The sequence below is a fragment of the Algoriphagus sediminis genome (assembly GCF_030403435.1).
GTDB lineage: Bacteria > Bacteroidota > Bacteroidia > Cytophagales > Cyclobacteriaceae > Algoriphagus > Algoriphagus sediminis.
This window is the reverse complement of sequence record NZ_JAUEPH010000001.1, coordinates 493,770-511,866: the sequence shown is the minus strand read 5'-3', so window position 1 is coordinate 511,866 and position 18,097 is coordinate 493,770. Positions and strand designations below refer to the sequence as shown.

Annotated in this window: 14 protein-coding genes; 3 read left to right on the top strand and 11 right to left on the bottom strand. The window is 41.4% G+C overall.

What is annotated here, in order from left to right:
* Positions 1 to 94: 94 nt before the first annotated feature.
* A complete protein-coding gene (locus QVH07_RS02220) occupies positions 95 to 1,045 on the top strand; it encodes a phytanoyl-CoA dioxygenase family protein (protein ID WP_289998497.1) in 951 nt (316 codons plus the stop codon).
* A gap of 122 nt (positions 1,046 to 1,167) precedes the next feature.
* Here QVH07_RS02220 and QVH07_RS02215 read toward each other — a convergent pair whose 3' ends face one another.
* Positions 1,168 to 2,208, bottom strand: a complete 1,041-nt coding sequence (locus QVH07_RS02215; protein WP_289998496.1) for a serine hydrolase domain-containing protein — start codon at positions 2,206 to 2,208, stop codon at positions 1,168 to 1,170.
* Positions 2,209 to 2,213: 5 nt separating this feature from the next.
* Positions 2,214 to 3,752 (bottom strand): mechanosensitive ion channel family protein, encoded by a 1,539-nt coding sequence (locus tag QVH07_RS02210; protein ID WP_289998495.1) that lies wholly within the window; start codon positions 3,750 to 3,752, stop codon positions 2,214 to 2,216.
* 223 nt (positions 3,753 to 3,975) lie between these two features.
* On the opposite strand from QVH07_RS02210, the gene QVH07_RS02205 reads away from it, so the two are divergent.
* Together QVH07_RS02205 and QVH07_RS02200 are read left to right on the top strand one after the other, a co-directional pair.
* A complete protein-coding gene (locus QVH07_RS02205; protein WP_289998494.1) occupies positions 3,976 to 4,353 on the top strand; it encodes a transmembrane 220 family protein in 378 nt (125 codons plus the stop codon).
* Positions 4,354 to 4,357: 4 nt separating this feature from the next.
* Positions 4,358 to 5,119: an NIPSNAP family protein gene (locus QVH07_RS02200; RefSeq protein WP_289998493.1), complete on the top strand. Its 762-nt coding sequence runs from the start codon at positions 4,358 to 4,360 to the stop codon at positions 5,117 to 5,119.
* Positions 5,120 to 5,187: 68 nt separating this feature from the next.
* On the opposite strand, the gene QVH07_RS02195 is transcribed toward QVH07_RS02200, so the two are convergent.
* The 9 genes from QVH07_RS02195 to QVH07_RS02155 form a co-directional block, all read right to left on the bottom strand.
* Positions 5,188 to 8,634: a ThuA domain-containing protein gene (locus QVH07_RS02195; protein ID WP_289998492.1), complete on the bottom strand. Its 3,447-nt coding sequence runs from the start codon at positions 8,632 to 8,634 to the stop codon at positions 5,188 to 5,190.
* Between the two features lie 116 nt (positions 8,635 to 8,750).
* A complete protein-coding gene (gene galK, locus QVH07_RS02190; protein ID WP_289998491.1) occupies positions 8,751 to 9,899 on the bottom strand; it encodes a galactokinase in 1,149 nt (382 codons plus the stop codon).
* On the bottom strand, positions 9,899 to 10,924 hold the full coding sequence (locus QVH07_RS02185) for a LacI family DNA-binding transcriptional regulator (protein ID WP_289998490.1): 1,026 nt from the start codon (positions 10,922 to 10,924) through the stop codon (positions 9,899 to 9,901). Before QVH07_RS02185 ends, galK begins: the two co-directional genes overlap by 1 nt.
* 57 nt (positions 10,925 to 10,981) lie before the next feature.
* Positions 10,982 to 11,959 (bottom strand): M28 family peptidase, encoded by a 978-nt coding sequence (locus tag QVH07_RS02180; RefSeq protein ID WP_289998489.1) that lies wholly within the window; start codon positions 11,957 to 11,959, stop codon positions 10,982 to 10,984.
* Positions 11,949 to 13,439: a cysteine--tRNA ligase gene (gene cysS, locus QVH07_RS02175; protein ID WP_289998488.1), complete on the bottom strand. Its 1,491-nt coding sequence runs from the start codon at positions 13,437 to 13,439 to the stop codon at positions 11,949 to 11,951. Before cysS ends, QVH07_RS02180 begins: the two co-directional genes overlap by 11 nt.
* Before the next feature lie 171 nt (positions 13,440 to 13,610).
* Entirely contained in the window at positions 13,611 to 15,137 is a 1,527-nt protein-coding gene (gene purH, locus QVH07_RS02170) for a bifunctional phosphoribosylaminoimidazolecarboxamide formyltransferase/IMP cyclohydrolase (protein WP_289998487.1), read from the bottom strand.
* A 104-nt stretch (positions 15,138 to 15,241) separates the two neighbouring features.
* Positions 15,242 to 16,462, bottom strand: coding sequence for a glycoside hydrolase family 18 protein (locus QVH07_RS02165; RefSeq protein WP_289998486.1), 1,221 nt, complete (start codon positions 16,460 to 16,462; stop codon positions 15,242 to 15,244).
* A gap of 112 nt (positions 16,463 to 16,574) precedes the next feature.
* Positions 16,575 to 17,159, bottom strand: coding sequence for a GrpB family protein (locus QVH07_RS02160; RefSeq protein WP_289998485.1), 585 nt, complete (start codon positions 17,157 to 17,159; stop codon positions 16,575 to 16,577).
* Between the two features lie 210 nt (positions 17,160 to 17,369).
* The gene (locus tag QVH07_RS02155) at positions 17,370 to 18,077 is read right to left on the bottom strand and encodes a 2OG-Fe(II) oxygenase (protein WP_289998484.1); all 708 of its coding nucleotides are present in this window, start codon (positions 18,075 to 18,077) and stop codon (positions 17,370 to 17,372) included.
* Positions 18,078 to 18,097 lie beyond the last annotated feature (20 nt).

The window sequence follows — 18,097 nt, the reverse complement described above, 5'->3', positions numbered from 1 at the left end:
TACTTCTGTTAAAAACCTTGTTTGGTTTTCATCTGAGCTTTCTTTTATGGATATAAAAGAAAAGCTTTGAATATAAATAAACCAAAAATCGGCTATGATCTCGGATAATCATCACAAGGATATTCCAGGAAATCCTTCCACGCCAAAGAGTAGCGATTCTAATCTCAGGCAAACTGCAACTCCAGAAACCTTAAGAGTTCTAAGTATGGAGGATTGGAAGTTTTGGAAGCATAATGGTTATGTGATCATTAAACAAGCCGTACCACGAGATCAGGCCCAAAGGACAGCAGAGTTCCTCTGGGAATTTGATGAGAAGGATCCAAAAAATCCTGAAACTTGGTATACTTCCGCTAGGGCAGCGATTCAGATGAAAGAGCTCGCCGGAACAGGTATGGTTGAGGTTTATAATAATCAGCACCTTTGGAATAATAGACAAACTCAAAGAGTTTACGATGCATTCGTAGATATTTGGGGGACGGAGAAGCTTTGGGTCACCATAGATCGAGCGAACCTAAACTTTCCAATTCGGCCTGGGCATGGATACAAAGGATTCATCCACTGGGATTATGATCCGGAGACCAAGCCGCAAAATGTTCAAGGTGTTCTTGCATTAGCGGATCAAATAGATCCCGAAATGGGTGGTTTTCAGTGTATTCCCTGGTTATTTAGAAATTATGATACCTGGAAGCTAAGTCAGCCTGAGGATAGGGATTATTTCCAGCCAGATGTTACAGGCCTTGAAGATGAAATAGTAAAGGTCCCATTGGAAGCTGGAGACCTACTGATTTCCCATAGCTCTGAACCTCACGGAATTCGACCAAATAACTCTGTTGACAAGGTTCGAATTGCCCAATATATCTCAATGATGCCAGCCCAGGAGGATGATGAGACCCTCCGGGCATGGAGAATCAAGTCATGGAAAGATCGAATAGCGCCTGAAGGATATGCTTTTCCGGGCGATCCAAGAAACTGGGAGCAAACCAAATATGACCGAGCCGAGCTTTCTGATTTGGGAAAAAAATTACTGGGATTGGAAAAATGGTAATCTTGGATTAGAAAGGAAATAAGGTTTTTAAGAAGTTTATGCTAATGCTGGTCTGCTGCTATGACCAGATTCAATTTTTGTGAAGAGTAAAGAGTAATCCTGAGAAGGTGGTGCCTGAGACCTTAAGAGCTCCTTTGCTTTCTAAGAATCTTGATTATTCGGTTGTAAATAACCTCTGAAAGATTCCAATTGTAACCATTAAAATCTGTGGTGTTGGTAAACTGAATGACGACTGTATCCATGTCTTCATGATACTCAGCAATAGTTTGGTAGCCCGGAATCAAGCCTGTATGATTGAATTCATAAATGGAGGCATAGATGTCCCTTTCTCCGGGACCGAATACTGAACCATCGTTAAGAGCTCGAAGAAAAATACCCAAATCTTCAGCCGAGGAAATCATAGAGCCATAGTTCTCATATTTCATATCCTCTGGAATTCCTTCATAGTACCCACTCATTAGTTCATTCATATCAATTTGATCCAGGGAAACATAAGTGTTTTTAAGACCTAAAGGATCAAAAATGACCCTCTTCATATATTCGTATTGGCTGATTCCTGATGCTTTTTCAATTAGTTCATAAAGCAAAAAGTAATTAGTGTTAGAATATTCATAATCAGCTCCAGGCTCAAAGTTCGCAGGCTTATCAAACACTAATTCAAGTACTCCTTCCTTGGTATCAGGCGGATCAGCCCAGAAACCAGGCTCATCGGTGAAATTAGGAATCCCACTTCTATGCTGCACCATAGATCGAATAGTTATAATATCTGAGTTATCTATTCTTCCGCCAAATTCTGGAAAATACTCATCAAGGGTTCCATCAAGCGAAATTCTCCCTTCTGAGGCCAGTTTGGTGATACTTACTGCGACAAAGAGCTTGTTTACACTGGCGATTTTAAATAATGCTTCAGGATATGCTGGATTTTTTTTGTCCCTGTCATGCCATCCTGCGGCATAAAATTCAGATTTCTTACCGCCCTCATCGACGTAGACTATTACCCCTTCAAAACCATAATCCAGTGCCTCTTCTAACTGCTCCTGAACTGTATTTGGTAGAGGTAAGATCCATGCATTAAGGATAATCCATGGGACGAAATAAAGCGAAACAGCAGTTCCTCCGAATAATAGAATCCGGATTATGAGTGTAGTGGTTTTTTTTGACATCTAAATTACCCCGGTAAATTAGGTTTCTCTTTTGGTTTATCCTCATTTGGTTTCGGGATATGCACCGGAGGAATAGTGAGTGAACCTTCACGATTTTCTCTATAATGAGGGGACATGATTTCTACACCCTCCTTGGCAAAAACGTCCTGGATATTTCCATGAAGTTCAGAATAAATCACTGCGGATTTCTTTGGATTTTTTGTGTAAACATTCAGTTGGTAGCTTACATAAAAATCATCCAAACTGGTTTGCAGAACAAAGGGTTTTGGCTCTTTTTCGGTCATTCTAGTATTAGAGGCTGCAGCTATAAGCATTTCATGGACTTTTCTCCAAGGGACATCATATCCTATCGTCACAGCGGTATTTAAGATCAAACCCGGGCCATTATTCTCTACTGAATAATTGATGGTGTTACCAGTGAGAATTGTTGCATTTGGAATAGTGACCTCTTCATTTTTAATCGTTTTAACTCGGGTTACCAACATGCTTTTTCCAATCACATCTCCCACGGTATCACCTATTTTCACACGATCCCCTTTTTTAAATGCTCTCATGTAAATCAGAACAAGTCCAGCTATGATATTACTAATGGCTGAAGTGGAGCCCAAAGAAATCAGAATTCCTAAAAAAACTGTCACACCTTGAAATGCAGGAGAATCTGATCCTGGTAGGTAAGGGAAAATGACTATGAATGCAAAAACATAAAGTATAACCTTAACCAGGTTGAAGGTTGGTTTAGCCCACTCTGGATAGAATCCCGAAATTTTAAGTCGTTCCCCTTCTATTTCATTGGCAAAGAACTCTAGGCCCTTAACCACAAATCTGGTAACGATAATGATTACAATAATTGTTACAAATTCGGGTATGTAGCCTATCAATCCCCTTCCTAGATAAAAGAAGGGTTCCTTGATGTAACCAAGAAGAGTTTCCCCAATTCCTTTGGTACTCGGAAATACCGAAAGGGCCAGTGGCATGGCAATGTTGATAAAGAGTAGCAGAAAAATGATCTTGGCCACTTTGAGAGTGATTTCTGCTGCTTTCAGGGAGTTTTCCTGAGTGAGTAATTTATAATTCCTGATCTTAATATCTGGCACAAACCGCTCCAGTCGACTTTTAAGTTTGTCAATCAGACGATTCAAAATCCGGTTGAGAAAACTTACGATTAGAATTAAAACGACTAAAATTCCAACGAAAATTCCTCCTTGAGAGAGTTGGGTTATGATGCTATTTTCGCTGGCATAGACGTGTACTTTGGATTTAAAAACGCCCAAATATGTCTGAGCAAGAGAGTCACCTTCTGCTTGGAGGTGATTAATATCATCGTCAGTCAGGGCCATTAGAATCTTATCCTCATAGGTGAAGTAATAGCCATCAGAATAAGGTGAGACCTCAAAAGCAGTGCTGTCAAGTTCAGCCCTGGACTGAATCAACTCATTTATTCTATTACTGACAGCTTCAGCTCTCTCTTTAGGGCTTGCTGGCCCAGAAGGTAATGAGATAAGAAAAAGCGTATCCGTTCCGAGGTAGACGGGGTAGTCAGCCACTTTACCTTTAGAAGTGCTATCTGCTGAAGTAGATATTTGCTGGGAATTACCCGAAAAAGGGAGACAATTAAAAAAAACAAATAGGATAAAGAGATTAATATTCCGCAATGCTTTGTTAATAAAAAGTGGCCATACGATTCATTTAAATATACTACTATTATTCAATTTTTGGGTTAGGCTCATTTGGGAGACGCAATCCCAGGAATTTTGTATTATTGGTTAAATGAAATCAAAAAACTTTCTCAGCTACTATTTTGGTCTTTGGATTTTGCTCTTTGGCCTTTTTGCCTATTGGCAGTTTAATGACCCTGATCCTGAAATCTGGGTGAGTCTTTATGGGGTGGCAATGATTTTTTGTTACCTGGGAATTCGAAAGGTTTATCCGAAAATACCACTCACAATCCTAACGATCGTCTGTTTGATTGGAGCGGTTTATTTTTACCCGGGTGAGATAGGAAGCTGGATCAGCCAGGAAGTAGAGCAGAAGGACCTGACGATGAAAACTCCTCAAATGGAGGAGGCCAGAGAAACCTTCGGTCTTTTAATCATTGCCTTGGTTTTAAGTCCGGCACTTTGGAATGCATGGAAGAACAAAAAATAACATTATGAAAAAAACCTTAAACACAGTATTCTTAAGCCTAATGGCATTTCTTATGGTCAGTGCGGCCCATGCTCAGGAGGCAATGGGTTTTCAGTCCAAATATTTTGAAATTCGAAAATATTACGCTCATGAGGGTAAATTGGAAGATTTGATCGCCCGATTTGAAAATCACACGTTCTCCATTTTTGAAAGAATCGGAATGGAGAATATCGCTTATTTTCTTCCTGTGGATAACCAAGAAAATACCTTAATCTACATTTTGGGATATCCGGATAAGGCGTCCAGAGACAGGCTTTGGGAACAATTCTTAAATGATGCCGAGTGGACAGAGGCGTATCAAAAATCTACTGAAAATGGAGCTTTGGTGAAAAGGATTGAGGAAACCTTTATGGTTTTGGCTCCAGGCCTAAATCAACTCCCAAAGCCTTTGCCTAGCGGAGTAATTCAAATGAGAACCTACCATTGTTTCGATGATAAGCTGTTCGATTTACAACGAAGATTTAAGGATCATACTCAGGAGCTTTTTGAGAGGCAAGGCTTGCGAAATTATCTCTATTGGGTTACGGATGAGGAGGATGGAAGTCAATCTAAATTAGTTTATCTCCTAGGACATAGGAATCAAATGGCATTTGATGAGGCTTTCCAGAATTTCCTTAAAGATCCTGATTGGATCAAAGCTCGTGATGAGTCAGAGGCAAATGGAAAAATCGTGGAGAAGGTAGATGCAGTAATGCTCAAAACCTTACCATTCTCGCCAATTAAATAATAGCTGAGAATTTCATAAAAAAAGGCCAATCCGATCGGATTGGCCTTTTTCGCATTTACGCTCTGCACTTATTTCGAATTGAAGATTGCTCCGGCAACCACGAAGGTTCCAATCTCACCTCCGTTTTTCGTGCGACTTGTTACAAACACTTTGTGCATTTCTCCGTCTGAAGGTGCATTAACCGGAATCATTACTGCCCCAGTAATTGGTGGGGCTTGATTTGGATCTATTGGGCCTTGCTTAAAGGTGCTTTCTCCAATCTTGGTCCCATCAGGGCTATCCAGTCTTATTTCGAAAATTACTTCTTCACTAACCGGACCCATTGAGGCTGTTGGTAACATTACCGAGGAAATGTCTGTCAAATCAACAGTTCCAAGGGCGAAATGACCCGGGTCCTTAGGCACGATCAGAAGGTTTTGACCACCAAAAGCCATAGCTGAGTAACCTTGAAGGTCGGATGCCTGACCCAAATCCACGGTATTGCTTCGAAGTATAACATTGGTTGAGCCTGAGAGTGGCTTGATTCCTTCTCCACCAGCATCTGTGAAGGATGCAGTCATAACCATTACTCCAGCAGCGCTTGGAGCTTTACCCTGGGTAGGGTTTACTGAGCCGGATGCAGGTAGACTTGGCTTCGCGGCAACTCCATCCAAGGAAAGTATATAGCTTACTAAAGCTCTGACCTCAGTCTCTTTAAGGTTTGGATTCGCAGGCATAGCTACTTCTCCCCAAACACCACCCCCACCATTCATAATTTTAGAGGCCAAGTAGTCTCTATCTGACTCAGAGTACTTCTGCGCAACTTTGGTATAAGAAGGCCCAATGGATTCTTCAGCTTCTTTATGACAGGTTTTACATGTCAAAGCCTGAACAAGCGATTTTCCAACCATTGCGTCGGAAACAATTTGATGACCCATATCTGCCTCTGCCTGATCCAATCCTTCCAGATAATCAGCGGAAACATAAAGAGTACTCATATCTAATTCTCCCTCAGTATCCTCGTCCATTACATTGACCGAATACTTCACTTCTTTTCCTGGAAAATAGAAGGATTGATTTCCATCGATCTCAATATTTACCACTGGAGCTATGTTTCCAGCATAAACTGAGGCTTTCATACTTGTGCCTTCGAGCCCTCCTGGATCTTTGGCTGTTACCGTAACTTCATAATCACCAATGTTATTGAATGTATAAGTTAATTCTGGAGTAGAAGTTGTTTCAGTTTTACCATCTCCTAGATTCCATTCATAGGTCAATTCATCATTTTCGGGATCGGTAGCTTCAGCAGTAAAGTTCACTGTAAGTGGAGTCTTACCTGAAGTTTTATCCATATAGACGCTGGCGACCGAAGGAGCCCTGTTTCCTCCATTGAAATCGATCCTTGATAAACCGGAATCGTCATTTTTACTAAACCAACCATTTCCGTATTCAAGGATGTACATCTGACCATCAGGTCCCATTTCCATGTCAATTAGTGCATTGAACTTCGTGTTTTCCATAAATGGCTCCATCTTATAGAAATCCCCATTCTCATCCATGGTTACGGCCTTTATCCATCCTCTTACCCAGTCATAGATGAACAGTTTGCCTTCGTAATAATCAGGAAATTTGCTTTCTGCAGTATACAAGTCCGGATAATAAACTGGGCCTGCCATAGCATTTCTTCCCCCTGATCCCAGTGATGGGAAATCTCGAGATTCGTTATAAGGATACCAAATGAATGCTGGCTGAGCAGGAGGAAGTTCTGTAACTCCGGTGTTATTCGGGGAATTATTTACCGGCTTCATCGGATCAAAAGCCTGTATTGATTTTCCATTAACAAAATCGAATTCGTAATAAGGGTAGTTGTTGCCAACAAAGTAAGGCCAACCGAAATTTCCTGCCTCACGCGCCTGGTTAACCTCATCATATCCTCTAGGACCTCTGGAGTCAAGACTATCTGCGCGTGCATCGGGACCTACCTCACCCCAATACACCCAGCCTTTCTTCTGGTCAACTGAAATTCTGTAAGGGTTTCTATTTCCCTGAACAAAGATTTCTGGACGAGTTCCTTCCTGCCCTTGAGCGTAAAGGTTTCCTTCAGGAATCGAATAGCTTCCATCCTCATTTACCTTAATTCTTAAAATTTTACCTCTAAGGTCATTGGCGTTTCCAGAAGATCTTCTGGCATCCCATTGCTCTCTTCCTGGTCGCTGATCAAGTGGAGCATAACCATTCAGAATATATTCAGAATCGTTCTGATTAAAAGGAGTGGAGTTGTCACCAGTGGATAAGAATAAATTTCCATCCGGATCAAATGCAATGGATCCACCTGTGTGACAGCAAATCAAACGATCTGAAGCAACGTCCAAGATGACTTCTTCAGAATCCATATCCCAAACTCCGTCTTTATAGGTAAAGCGGGAAAGTCTATTTACCCATTCATCACCCGTGGGGGAATAGTATACAAAGACATGTCCATTGGTTTCAAAATTTGGATCCTTCTGGATTCCCATAAGGCCTTCCTCAGCATTGACTCCCTGTACACCTGATTGCCAGTAAACATCAAACTTGGCGATTTCAGATATCTCACCAGTGGCATTATTATATCTCAAAACCTCACCTCTTCTTTGAGCAATTAAAACATCAAGATTTGGTAGAATAGTCATTTCAGTAGGTTCAGTGAACTCCCCAACTGAAAGCATGGTCTTTGTAAATCGATTCTCTTCAGGAACTCTTTGGGTTTTGGTAGCCGTATAATCAAGTTCTTCATTATCACCGATCGCATACTGAATTCCTGCTAAAATGTGCTTAAGAAATAACTCTTCCTCGAAGGACTCTTTGGTATGTCCGCCTCCTGTATAAAAAGCTCGTCCACCGTCAAAATCATGGTACCAAGCTATTGGGTGTTCTCCCATATCGAGGCCTCCTTGATAGGAATCCTCGTCCAGAGTCATCAAGACATTGAGCCCATCAAACATTTTTTTGTAGCTATACCATTCGTCAGTCCTTTCCCATTTTGAAGGAAGGAAAGAGGTGGAAGAATGAGTATTGTCTACCACATCGATTACCCCAGGCTGAACATTCGGGTGAGGATCGTTGATTCCTGGATGATCTGCGAAATATCCTCCAACTAGTCTATTATACCAGCCCCATTGATACTCTGTATCTGCAGCGGCGTGAATTCCTACAAATCCACCTCCCGACTGAATGTATCTTTCAAAATCAGCTTCCTGATAGTGATCGAGAATATTTGAAGTTGTACTTAAGAATATGACTGCGGCATATTGAGAAAGGTTTTCCTCGTTTATTAAGGCCGCATTTTCTGTTGTGTCCACGTCAAATCCATTTTCTTCACCCAGTTTCTGGATAGCCGCAATACCTGCCGGAATGGATTGATGCCGGTATCCTTCTGTCTTGCTGAATACCAGAACTTTTGGATTTCCCTCTCTTTTCTTTGAACAACTAGCCAGTAGGCCAAAACTCAAAAGGAGGGCAATAATGAATAGGTTTTTTAGGTTTTGGGGGATTTTCATAGAACGTAAATTTGCGGGAAATTAATCAAATTTACTCAATCATAATCTTCCATTCTGAATGATGGACAGAATTGAGGATGAATAGCCAAAATCTGTAAATGGCTGTTTAGGCAATATTAAGATAAAGCTTTGGCTCCTCCACTCAAAGCAGTGGGAATGAATTCGGGAACAATGCCAAATCTTTCTTTATAAGCAGCTCGGATTTCTTGCTCAAATTTCATGGTTTCAGATGACTTCAAAAGATTAAGGGTACAGCCACCAAATCCTCCTCCCATCATTCTGGAACCTAAAACGAAAGGCATTCTTTGTGCCTTTAAAGCAAGAAAGTCCAATTCTTCACAGCTAACCTGAAAGTCTTCACTCAAACTCTGATGGCTGAGATTCAAAAGTCTGCCAAAAGACTCCAGATTTCCTTTTCTCAAGGCATGAGCCGCCTGAATCACTCTGGTATTTTCTTTAATCACATGCTTGGCTTTGGAATAAAGTTCTGGCTTAAGTAAAGACTCTAGTTCATGAAGCATATCAGGGCTTGCATCCCTGAGAGTTTTGATTTCCAGGAAGGCTGTTTTAAGAATTTCAACGCTTTCCTCGCATGCAGCTCTACGCTCATTATAAGCACTTTCGGCCAAAGTATGCTTTACCTGACTGTTTACGAGAATGATTTGATAATTCTCCAAGGCAACAGGAATTACCTCATGCTCAATATTTCTGCAGTCGAGCAGTAAGGCTGAATTTACGTCTCCAAAAATAGAGGCATAGGGATCCATAATCCCACAATTCAACCCTGCGTATAGTTGCTCGGATTTTTGGGCATATCTGGCTAGGGATTTTTTTTCAGGTAGAATCCCATTTAATGATGAAATTGCCAGTCCCGCTGCCACTGATAATGCTGCGGAAGAAGATAAGCCAGCACCAACTGGAATATTTCCTCCAATGGCCATATCAAAACCTTTTAGATCAATTCCTGCCTGCCTTAGCTGGCTGCACATGCCCATTATGTATGTTGCCCAATGGCCCTTTTTCGGTGAAAAACCATCCAGGTCAAACGCGAAGTCTTCCTGAAAATCTATGGAATGCAGCCTTGCATGGTTTTTTCCATTAAGTGAAATGGCAACATAAATCCCATGGGGAATAGCTGCGGGTAGAACCAGACCTTCTTGATAATCTGTATGTTCTCCAATGAGATTTATTCTGCCAGGGGCAAAAAATAGCTTTGGCTCTTCATCAAAGAGCTTTTCAAACTCCGCTTTTAGCAAAGCTTGCATCACGAGTTGATGCGGGTAGATTTCCTGGGAACCAAGGTAGTTTCAAGGACGATAGAAATCGGCTCATCGCTGGCTAAACCTTCAAGTTGATCGAGTAAATGATTTACCGCTAATTTCCCCATTTCGTATCCAGGCTGAGAAACCGTGGTAAGTGGAGGTTCGACCACTGCAGATGTGGGGTTATTTGTGAATCCAGCCAATGCCATATCTTCAGGAACCTTGATTCCTTGGCTTTTCCAGTGGGTGAGGACATCGACGGCGACGGGGTCAATCATACAGAAAACTCCATCTGGCCTTTCATCCATGTCTATGATTTCCTGGGCAACTTCAATATTCTTCTCAAGGGTTAGATCAGTAACTTTGATGAGCTTTGGATCCGGTTTGATTCCAAACTCCTCCAAAGCCTGAGTGTAACCTTCTTTTCGCTTTTTAGAGATGTACAAATCTTCTGGTCCAGAAACATACATCACTCGACGACAACCGGTTTCCAACAAATGTTTGGTTACCTGATAGGCTCCGCCTTGGTCATTGAAAGTGACTTTAGTGACAGGCATAACTTCATAAACCCGATCGAAAAGAACGAATGGAATTTCTCTTTGATACAAGTCATCCAAATGCTCATAATGGTTGGTTTCACGGCTTAGTGAAATCAAAAGTGCATCTACCTGAGAAGCCACCAAAGTCTTGATATTGGACATCTCCAGCTCAATAGACTCATTGGATTGACAAATCATCACGTTATAACCTCGCCGGTTTGCGCCATCCTGAATTCCTGAAATGCAGGAAGCAAAGAAGTGGGAAGTGATCTCAGGGACGATAACACCAAGTGTCTTTGTCTTACTGATTCTTAAGCTTTGCGCCAGCAGATTCGGCTGATAGTTCATCTCCTTAGCCAGCTCAACAATGCGCTTTTTTGTTTCCTCATGGAGTTCAGGAGAATCCTTCAATGCCCGGGAAACGGTGGAGACCGATACGCCAAGTTTTTTGGCGATCTCCTTCATGGTAACCTGATGCCCTTTCTTCATTTAACTTTGCTTTAGCTCAAATTTCCGAAACATAATGATACGGAAAAAAGCTAAAACCTACTCCTGATAGACCGTATATAAAACTGTTTCCCCTACAGCCTGAAGCGGCCTTTTAGAAATGATGTCCATATTATCGGAGTGAGTATGATGGTACGATCCAAATCCGAAATCCGGGGAGAATTCGATGATATTCACCATTGGGATATTACCCCAATCATTCACAAAGAAATGATCATCAATGATTTCTGGTGAATCTTTTGGCATAAAAAAGTCGCCATGTCCGATTTTGGCTGCATTATCCCAAACTTTCTTTAAAATCCCGGAAGCGTACTGACGGGAGAAACCTTCACGATAAAACCTTGCACCCTGAGCACCCACCAGGTCCACCAAGATGCCATAGTAAGCTGAGTAGTTTGGGACGTGTTTATTTCTAGCCCAGTGCTGTGAACCAAGACACCACCAAACCTGCTGATTATTCCGAATGGTACTGAATTCCGGCTCTCCATCATCTTCTCCATCGAAAAGAATAATGTCGATACCTACGTCCGGTTTTAAGTCACCGGTTCCTATTACCCTGGCTACTTCCACCAAAACTCCAACCCCAGAACCTCCGTCATTAGCACCATCAATCGCTTCGTTCATTCGCTCGGAATCTTTGTCAGCAATTCTTCGGGTATCATAATGGGCTGAAAGCATAATCCTTTTTGTGGCTTCAGGATTATAGGAGGCGATGATATTACTCAATTCCCAGGTTTGCCCATCATAGGTTGGAGCTTCAAAATCTTGAGTTTGAACCGAAAAGCCGTAGCCTTCAAATTTTTCAATTAGCCAGTTTTTCGTGTCTCGATGACCTTGAGTCATTGGGACTCTTGGCCCAAAGTCTACCTGCTTTTGGATAAATGCATAAGCCGAATCTGCATTAAATTTCGGATAAGGTTTAGCGACTGTTTCTTCAACCGTGGCTGATTCCTGCTTCGGCCCCGAACAGGCCAATGCCAAGAGGAAAAGAAATAGGATGAATAATCTACTCTTCATATGCCCAGTCAACTTTTGTTTTCATATCCTTTACCACAAAACCCATGGACTTCAGACCTGATCTGATTTCGTCTACCTTATCATAATTTCTAGCCTTTTTGGCTTCTTGATAAAGATTCAATAGCAGTTCAAGCATCTCATTTTGCACCTCATTCTTTTCTTCCTGGAGTCCTAAAATATCTACTACGAATGCGATAAATGTATTCAGCAACAGATCGAAGTTATCCTTGCCTAATTCAGCACTTTTTAACTGACCTGTAAATAGTGAGTTTATCTTTTTCAGGAGATTAAACAGATGACCAATTGCCTGAGCGGTATTGAAATCATCGTCCATTGCACGAAATGCAGATTCTATGGAACGTTTGATTTGCTCTACCTGCTTCTCGTTAATTTCTTCCTCACCTTCTTCGTATTTCAAAAGTTTTGCAATACGCAAACCATTGATCATTTTCTTAAAACCTTTCTGCGCGGCCTGGAGAGCCTCATTCGAGAAGTCTAAAGTCGATCTATAATGAGCGGTAAGGATGAAAAACCGAATGGTCATAGGGGAGTAGGCCTGATCCAAAAGATCATGCTTGCCCTGGAAAAGCTCTTGTAGAGTAATGAAGTTTCCCAGCGACTTACCCATTTTTTGACCATTTATGGTAATCATGTTGTTATGCATCCAGTATTTCGCCGGATCCTCATGATTGCATGCATTTCCCTGCGCAATCTCGCACTCGTGATGTGGGAACATAAGGTCCATCCCTCCGCCATGAATGTCGAATTGCTTTCCGAGATATTTAGAGCTCATGGCTGTACACTCCAGATGCCAGCCTGGAAAACCTAACCCCCATGGTGATTCCCATTTCATTAAATGTTCGGGAGCAGCATTTTTCCAAAGAGCAAAATCAACGGGATTTCTTTTTTCACTTTGTCCATCCAGATCTCGACTTCCACTCATCAATTCTTCCAAGACTCTTCCTGATAGACGGCCATAAGCAGTTCGCTCGTTGTATTTGCTTACATCAAAGTAAACCGAACCATTTACCTCATAAGCCAGACCTTCCTTAAGTATGTTTTCAACCAAAGCTATTTGCTCAGGAATGTGTCCTGTAGCTCTTGGTTCAATGCTCGGCTTCCAGGTATTTAAAGCAGCCATATCTCTGTGATAGGTATCAGTGTATTGCTGCGCAACTTCCATTGGCTCGAGCTGCTCGAGTTTTGCCTTTTTCGCAATCTTATCTTCACCCTCATCGGCGTCGCCTTGCAGGTGTCCTACATCGGTAATATTCCTGACATAACGAACCTTATATCCTAGGTAAGTCAAATATCGATTTACAGTATCAAAAGTGATGGCGGGCCTGGCATGACCTAAATGTGCATCTCCATAAACGGTAGGTCCACAGACATACATGCCAACAAAAGGAGGATTTAAAGGCTCGAATTTCTCCTTCTCTCTTGAAAGGGTATTGTAGAGTTTAAGTTGATGTGATTTCATATAAGGCACAAAGTATCGAGTAAAATACCAGATATAGTGATGTCAGAATTAATTAAGATGCAAAATAGGGGATTCCTTTTGCTAAACGAAAGAGATTTATCGGAGCAACATAGTTTAACCAAAAAGACCTCCCAATTTTCAACAGGAGGTCTTCATTCTTCTAAGCCGTTTTTAATGCTTGAAATGTCTGACTCCTGTCATCACCATGCTCATTCCGTGAGCATCGCAATAGTCAATACTTAACTGGTCCTTAATAGAACCGCCAGGTTGAACTACCGAAGTGATTCCGGCTTCATTTGCGATCTCAACACAATCCGGGAATGGGAAGAAGGCATCCGATGCCATCACTGCTCCTTTTAGATTAAACCCAAATTCTCCAGCTTTGATTATTGCTTGACGTAGTGCATCAACCCTTGAGGTCTGGCCTACACCGGAAGCGAATAGCTGTGAATCATTGCTCAGGACGATTGTATTTGATTTGGTGTGCTTACAAACCTTTGCCGCAAAAACCAAAGCGTCTAATTCTTTTTCTGATGGAGCTACTTTGGTCACCACTTTGAAATCTGCCTTACTCTCTGTAGCCAAATCCTTGTCCTGCTCGATCACACCGTTCAGGAGGGTTTTGATCATTTTGGATCCAGGAAGATTCATCTTTTGCTTCAGCAAAATCCTGTTCTTCTTTCCTTTTAATACTTCTAGCGCTTCCTCAGTAAAGTCAGGTGCGATTAAAACTTCAAAGAAAAGTGAATGCATCTCCTCGGCCGCAGCCTTGTCCACAGTCTTATTGGTCACCAAAACACCACCAAATGCAGAAGTTGTGTCCGCAGCGAAGGCTTTCTGATAAGCTTCTTTCACTGAATCCGCCGTTGCACAACCGCAGGCGTTCGTATGCTTCAAAATAGCAAAGGCTGTTTGATCTGGGAATTCGGCAATCAAATTAACTGCTGCGTCTACATCAACCAGGTTGTTGTAGGAAAGCTCTTTTCCATTGAGCTGATCAAAAAGGTCTTCAAGATCACCATAAAAGTGAGCCGCCTGATGTGGATTCTCTCCGTACCTGAGGCTTTTGGCCTTACTTTCAGAAACTTTCAAGGCGGGAATCTCTTCTGTTTGGTTAAAATAATTGAAGATGTGGGTATCGTAATTTGAGGAAACTTGAAATGCCTGCGCAGCAAAATACTTCCTATCGGCAAGACTAGTCTCTCCATTTTGCTCAGTCAGCTTTGCTTCCAACTCTGCATATTGATCCTTGGAAGCGATGATGGTCACATCCTTAAAGTTTTTGGCGGCAGCCCTTATAAGAGAAATCCCGCCAATATCAATCTTCTCGATATTGTCTGCCTCAGAAGCTCCAGAAGCTACAGTCTCTTCAAAAGGATAGAGATCCACAATCACCAAGTCAATGGCAGGAATGTCAAATTCAGCAGCCTGGGAAACATCTCCCTCATTTTCTCTTCGATACAGAATCCCTCCAAATACCTTTGGATGAAGTGTTTTTACTCGTCCCCCGAAAATAGAAGGGTAGCTGGTCAGTTCTTCGACCGGTATAACTTCTGCTCCTTGCTCCTCGATAAATTTCTGCGTTCCCCCAGTGGAATATATTTTTACTCCATGCTTTTTGAGCAAAGCAATGATGGGTTCCAGATTGTCTTTGTAGAAGACCGAAATTAGGGCAGATTGGATTTTTTTATTGGCCATTTTTTAGGATGGAAAGGTTTGACTTGCAATAAGTCGCAAAGGTAGGAATTGAGAAGGTAAAATGAAGGATGTAGAATTTAATTTTACCTAAGTATAATTCTGATTTACTCATTTGCAGTTTTGTAAATGGCGTCCAGTAGACTTCCCTCTTCCTTGGTGTCATTACCAAGCTCCCAAAACATGATTCCGCCTAATCCTTTTTCCATCGTATATCGGGTTTTCAAAGCCACCGACACGGTATCATCATAAGAGACAAAGAGACTGTCAGCAGAATTGTACAAATAAGGGGCTTGGGCATTTGCATCCCAGAACCTTTCAAAATTGTCATCGGGTTCATATTTCTCGCGAATCTGATGATAAGCCATCCAGCCAATGTGCATTCGCTCGCTCAATTGGAACAAACCATTGTTTTCTGGAGGAACTCCACCCCAAACCCTTCCATAAAATGCGCTTCCTATCACAATCTGCTTCGGGTCAACTCCTCTTTCAACTAAGAAGTCTACGATTTTCTCAGCCGACCTGGGGTCGGCATCTTGTGACCTTCCTGCCTTGTACAATGAATCCATTTGGGCCTGAAAGGGAGTACCTTGGTATTGCTCGCTTTTCATCATCCCAAGTGGTGTATGATGGCCGGTATAGACAGAGTTTCCCGAGACCTGATCGTAGGTCATTACATTAGTGAAGTCGGCGTATTTCATTACTTCATCCATTTCGACAAAGTCAAAATATCTCTTCCAGCCTGCAGAGGCGAAAGTCAGAACTTTGGGACTATCGAAGCTGTCCAGCATCTCCCGGAGACTTTTCATTAATGCAGTAAAATTTTCCTTGTCTTCTGGTCTTGCCATGGTTCCTGCTCCGGAAATTCCAGGATACTCCCAGTCCATGTCCATCCCATCCAGGTTATATTCTTCTATAAATTCCCTTGCACTGCTGACAAACTTAGCCCGGCTTTCTTCCGTGAGTGCCATATCTGAAAATCCATCGGCACCCCATCCTCCGCAGGCTATCATCACTTTGAGTTCAGGGTTACGATTTTTTTGTTGTACCAAAGCTTCTAGCTTAGGTCCAAAGTTTTCCGGATTTCTGAATTTCATTTCCCCATCAATTACTTTTGTAAAGGAGAAAATGATATGAGTGAGTTTTTCAACAGGTATTTCCTCTGGCTCAAAGTTTCTTTCAGGCACATAATATGCCATGATGACCGGATAAGGGTTTGAATATTTTTGGTCAGGAATGGGATCTTTTGAGACAGTGGTAGGAGAGGAGCAACCCAAAATTAAAAAGGCGAAAATCAAGCCGCAGAAATATCTTAAGCAAATGGTCATAGCTTCAACTTATTCAAGAATTTTAATAAAGTATTAATTACTTGATTAAAATCTTTATTTACAATTGAAGCGACAATGTTTTGATAAGTGGAGTAGGAATAGATTGTACTTCTTAGGCGATTTCCCTTTCAATCATTTGCAAAGTTTCATACACAAAACCTGACTTTCCATTCACATAAGCTCCGCGATCATTAGAATAACGGGAAATGAGTTTAAGCTTAAGTTCTTCATAGGCTTTAGCCCTTTCTGGGTTTGTTTTCAGGTAGTCCCTAAAAGCGATTTGTCTCCACATGTAATTGTTGGCCGGACACATATGGATATGAAAAATCTGTTCTTTAATACCATCCAGTCGATAGCCTTTTCCAAAGCTTGAATATGCATCTATCCCTTCTCTTTCGGGAACCTCAAAATGGGAGTACCCGATTTTTTCGAATTGGGTGATCAGTTCCTGATCGAATAAGGATTCTCTAGGAATTTCAATGATCAAATCAATGTATGGCTTGGACATGATACCTGGGATTGCGGTACTGCCAAAATGTTCTATTCTTAATAAAAAAGAATTGTCCACATGGTCGAGAATCCGTTTTTTCTCCTTTTCAAAAAGCCTTTCCCATTCCGGATTGTGATTCACCAATTCGATTGGAAATAATCGATTCCAATCCTCTCTGTTCAGGTCGTTTAGCGTCTTTTCAGCCATATTTTTTGATTAATAAAAGTACATGCCTGGGAAGCTTAGCCAATTTTATTCCAAGTTTTCCCATTTATTTCTTTCGCTGCCCTCAGAAAATTGAATAATGACTTTATGAATCCAAGTAATTTTGATCCTCGATTTAACCGTTTTACTTTTTAGAAGTAGATTTCTGTGGTTTTGCTTGATTTATGACCTAGTTGATCTAAATGCCTTAATTTAACAACTTCCTACACTATTCTCTAGACCCCATCCATGTATGGCCAGCCGCTTTTCGGGGCCTTTGTGTATCACCTTACTCACCCTGTGATTCAAGGGGACTTTGAATACGACCAATGAATTAAATTTGGGCACAAGCTTTTCTTTAACAAACCCAGAATCATCCAGAATTTCGAGGTTGCCGCCAAACTCCGATTTCCAATTCCGACTCAGCTGTAAAACAAAAGCCAATTTTCGATTTACATCTTTCAATTCGTCATTATGATCCATTAGAAAACCAGAATCAGGATAATATGATGCAAGGAAATTATGGTCATTGATGCTCGATTCACCCGATAATTGGGCTAGAAACAATGTAAATGAATCATTAAAAATCAACTCGCATGAGCGCTTCAAGGAGGAAGGGACTTCCTCTTTAGATTTTATTGCTTTTTGAATATTATAGTTGCAATAATGAAACTGAAAGCCTTTTTCGGAACCTTGGGCTATCGTTTGTTCAATAATGTTTAATTGTCTTTTAGTAAGTGTTTCCATTTGCGACAGAGGAAATTTTACCGGTCCCAAACGCCCCAGGTAAGTTATCTCCCATGGCACCTCATTAGCCAAAGTTTGGTAAAGGTTCTCCGCAAGTTTTGAGTCTAAAAAATCTTCAATTATTACCCATCCATTATGCCTGTATTCATTAATCTGAGACTGCGAAAGGTGCATTAGGGGCCTTTGAAGTTTTT

Bases quoted from the DNA above. Each gene is read 5' to 3' on its own strand.
- QVH07_RS02220 (WP_289998497.1), top strand. From the start codon at position 95: ATGATCTCGGATAATCATCACAAGGATATTCCAGGAAATCCTTCCACG.
- QVH07_RS02215 (WP_289998496.1), bottom strand. From the start codon at position 2,208: ATGTCAAAAAAAACCACTACACTCATAATCCGGATTCTATTATTCGGA.
- QVH07_RS02205 (WP_289998494.1), top strand. From the start codon at position 3,976: ATGAAATCAAAAAACTTTCTCAGCTACTATTTTGGTCTTTGGATTTTG.
- QVH07_RS02200 (WP_289998493.1), top strand. From the start codon at position 4,358: ATGAAAAAAACCTTAAACACAGTATTCTTAAGCCTAATGGCATTTCTT.
- QVH07_RS02195 (WP_289998492.1), bottom strand. From the start codon at position 8,634: ATGAAAATCCCCCAAAACCTAAAAAACCTATTCATTATTGCCCTCCTT.
- galK (WP_289998491.1), bottom strand. From the start codon at position 9,899: ATGCAAGCTTTGCTAAAAGCGGAGTTTGAAAAGCTCTTTGATGAAGAG.
- QVH07_RS02185 (WP_289998490.1), bottom strand. From the start codon at position 10,924: ATGAAGAAAGGGCATCAGGTTACCATGAAGGAGATCGCCAAAAAACTT.
- QVH07_RS02180 (WP_289998489.1), bottom strand. From the start codon at position 11,959: ATGAAGAGTAGATTATTCATCCTATTTCTTTTCCTCTTGGCATTGGCC.
- cysS (WP_289998488.1), bottom strand. From the start codon at position 13,439: ATGAAATCACATCAACTTAAACTCTACAATACCCTTTCAAGAGAGAAG.
- purH (WP_289998487.1), bottom strand. From the start codon at position 15,137: ATGGCCAATAAAAAAATCCAATCTGCCCTAATTTCGGTCTTCTACAAA.
- QVH07_RS02165 (WP_289998486.1), bottom strand. From the start codon at position 16,462: ATGACCATTTGCTTAAGATATTTCTGCGGCTTGATTTTCGCCTTTTTA.
- QVH07_RS02160 (WP_289998485.1), bottom strand. From the start codon at position 17,159: ATGGCTGAAAAGACGCTAAACGACCTGAACAGAGAGGATTGGAATCGA.
- QVH07_RS02155 (WP_289998484.1), bottom strand. From the start codon at position 18,077: ATGCACCTTTCGCAGTCTCAGATTAATGAATACAGGCATAATGGATGG.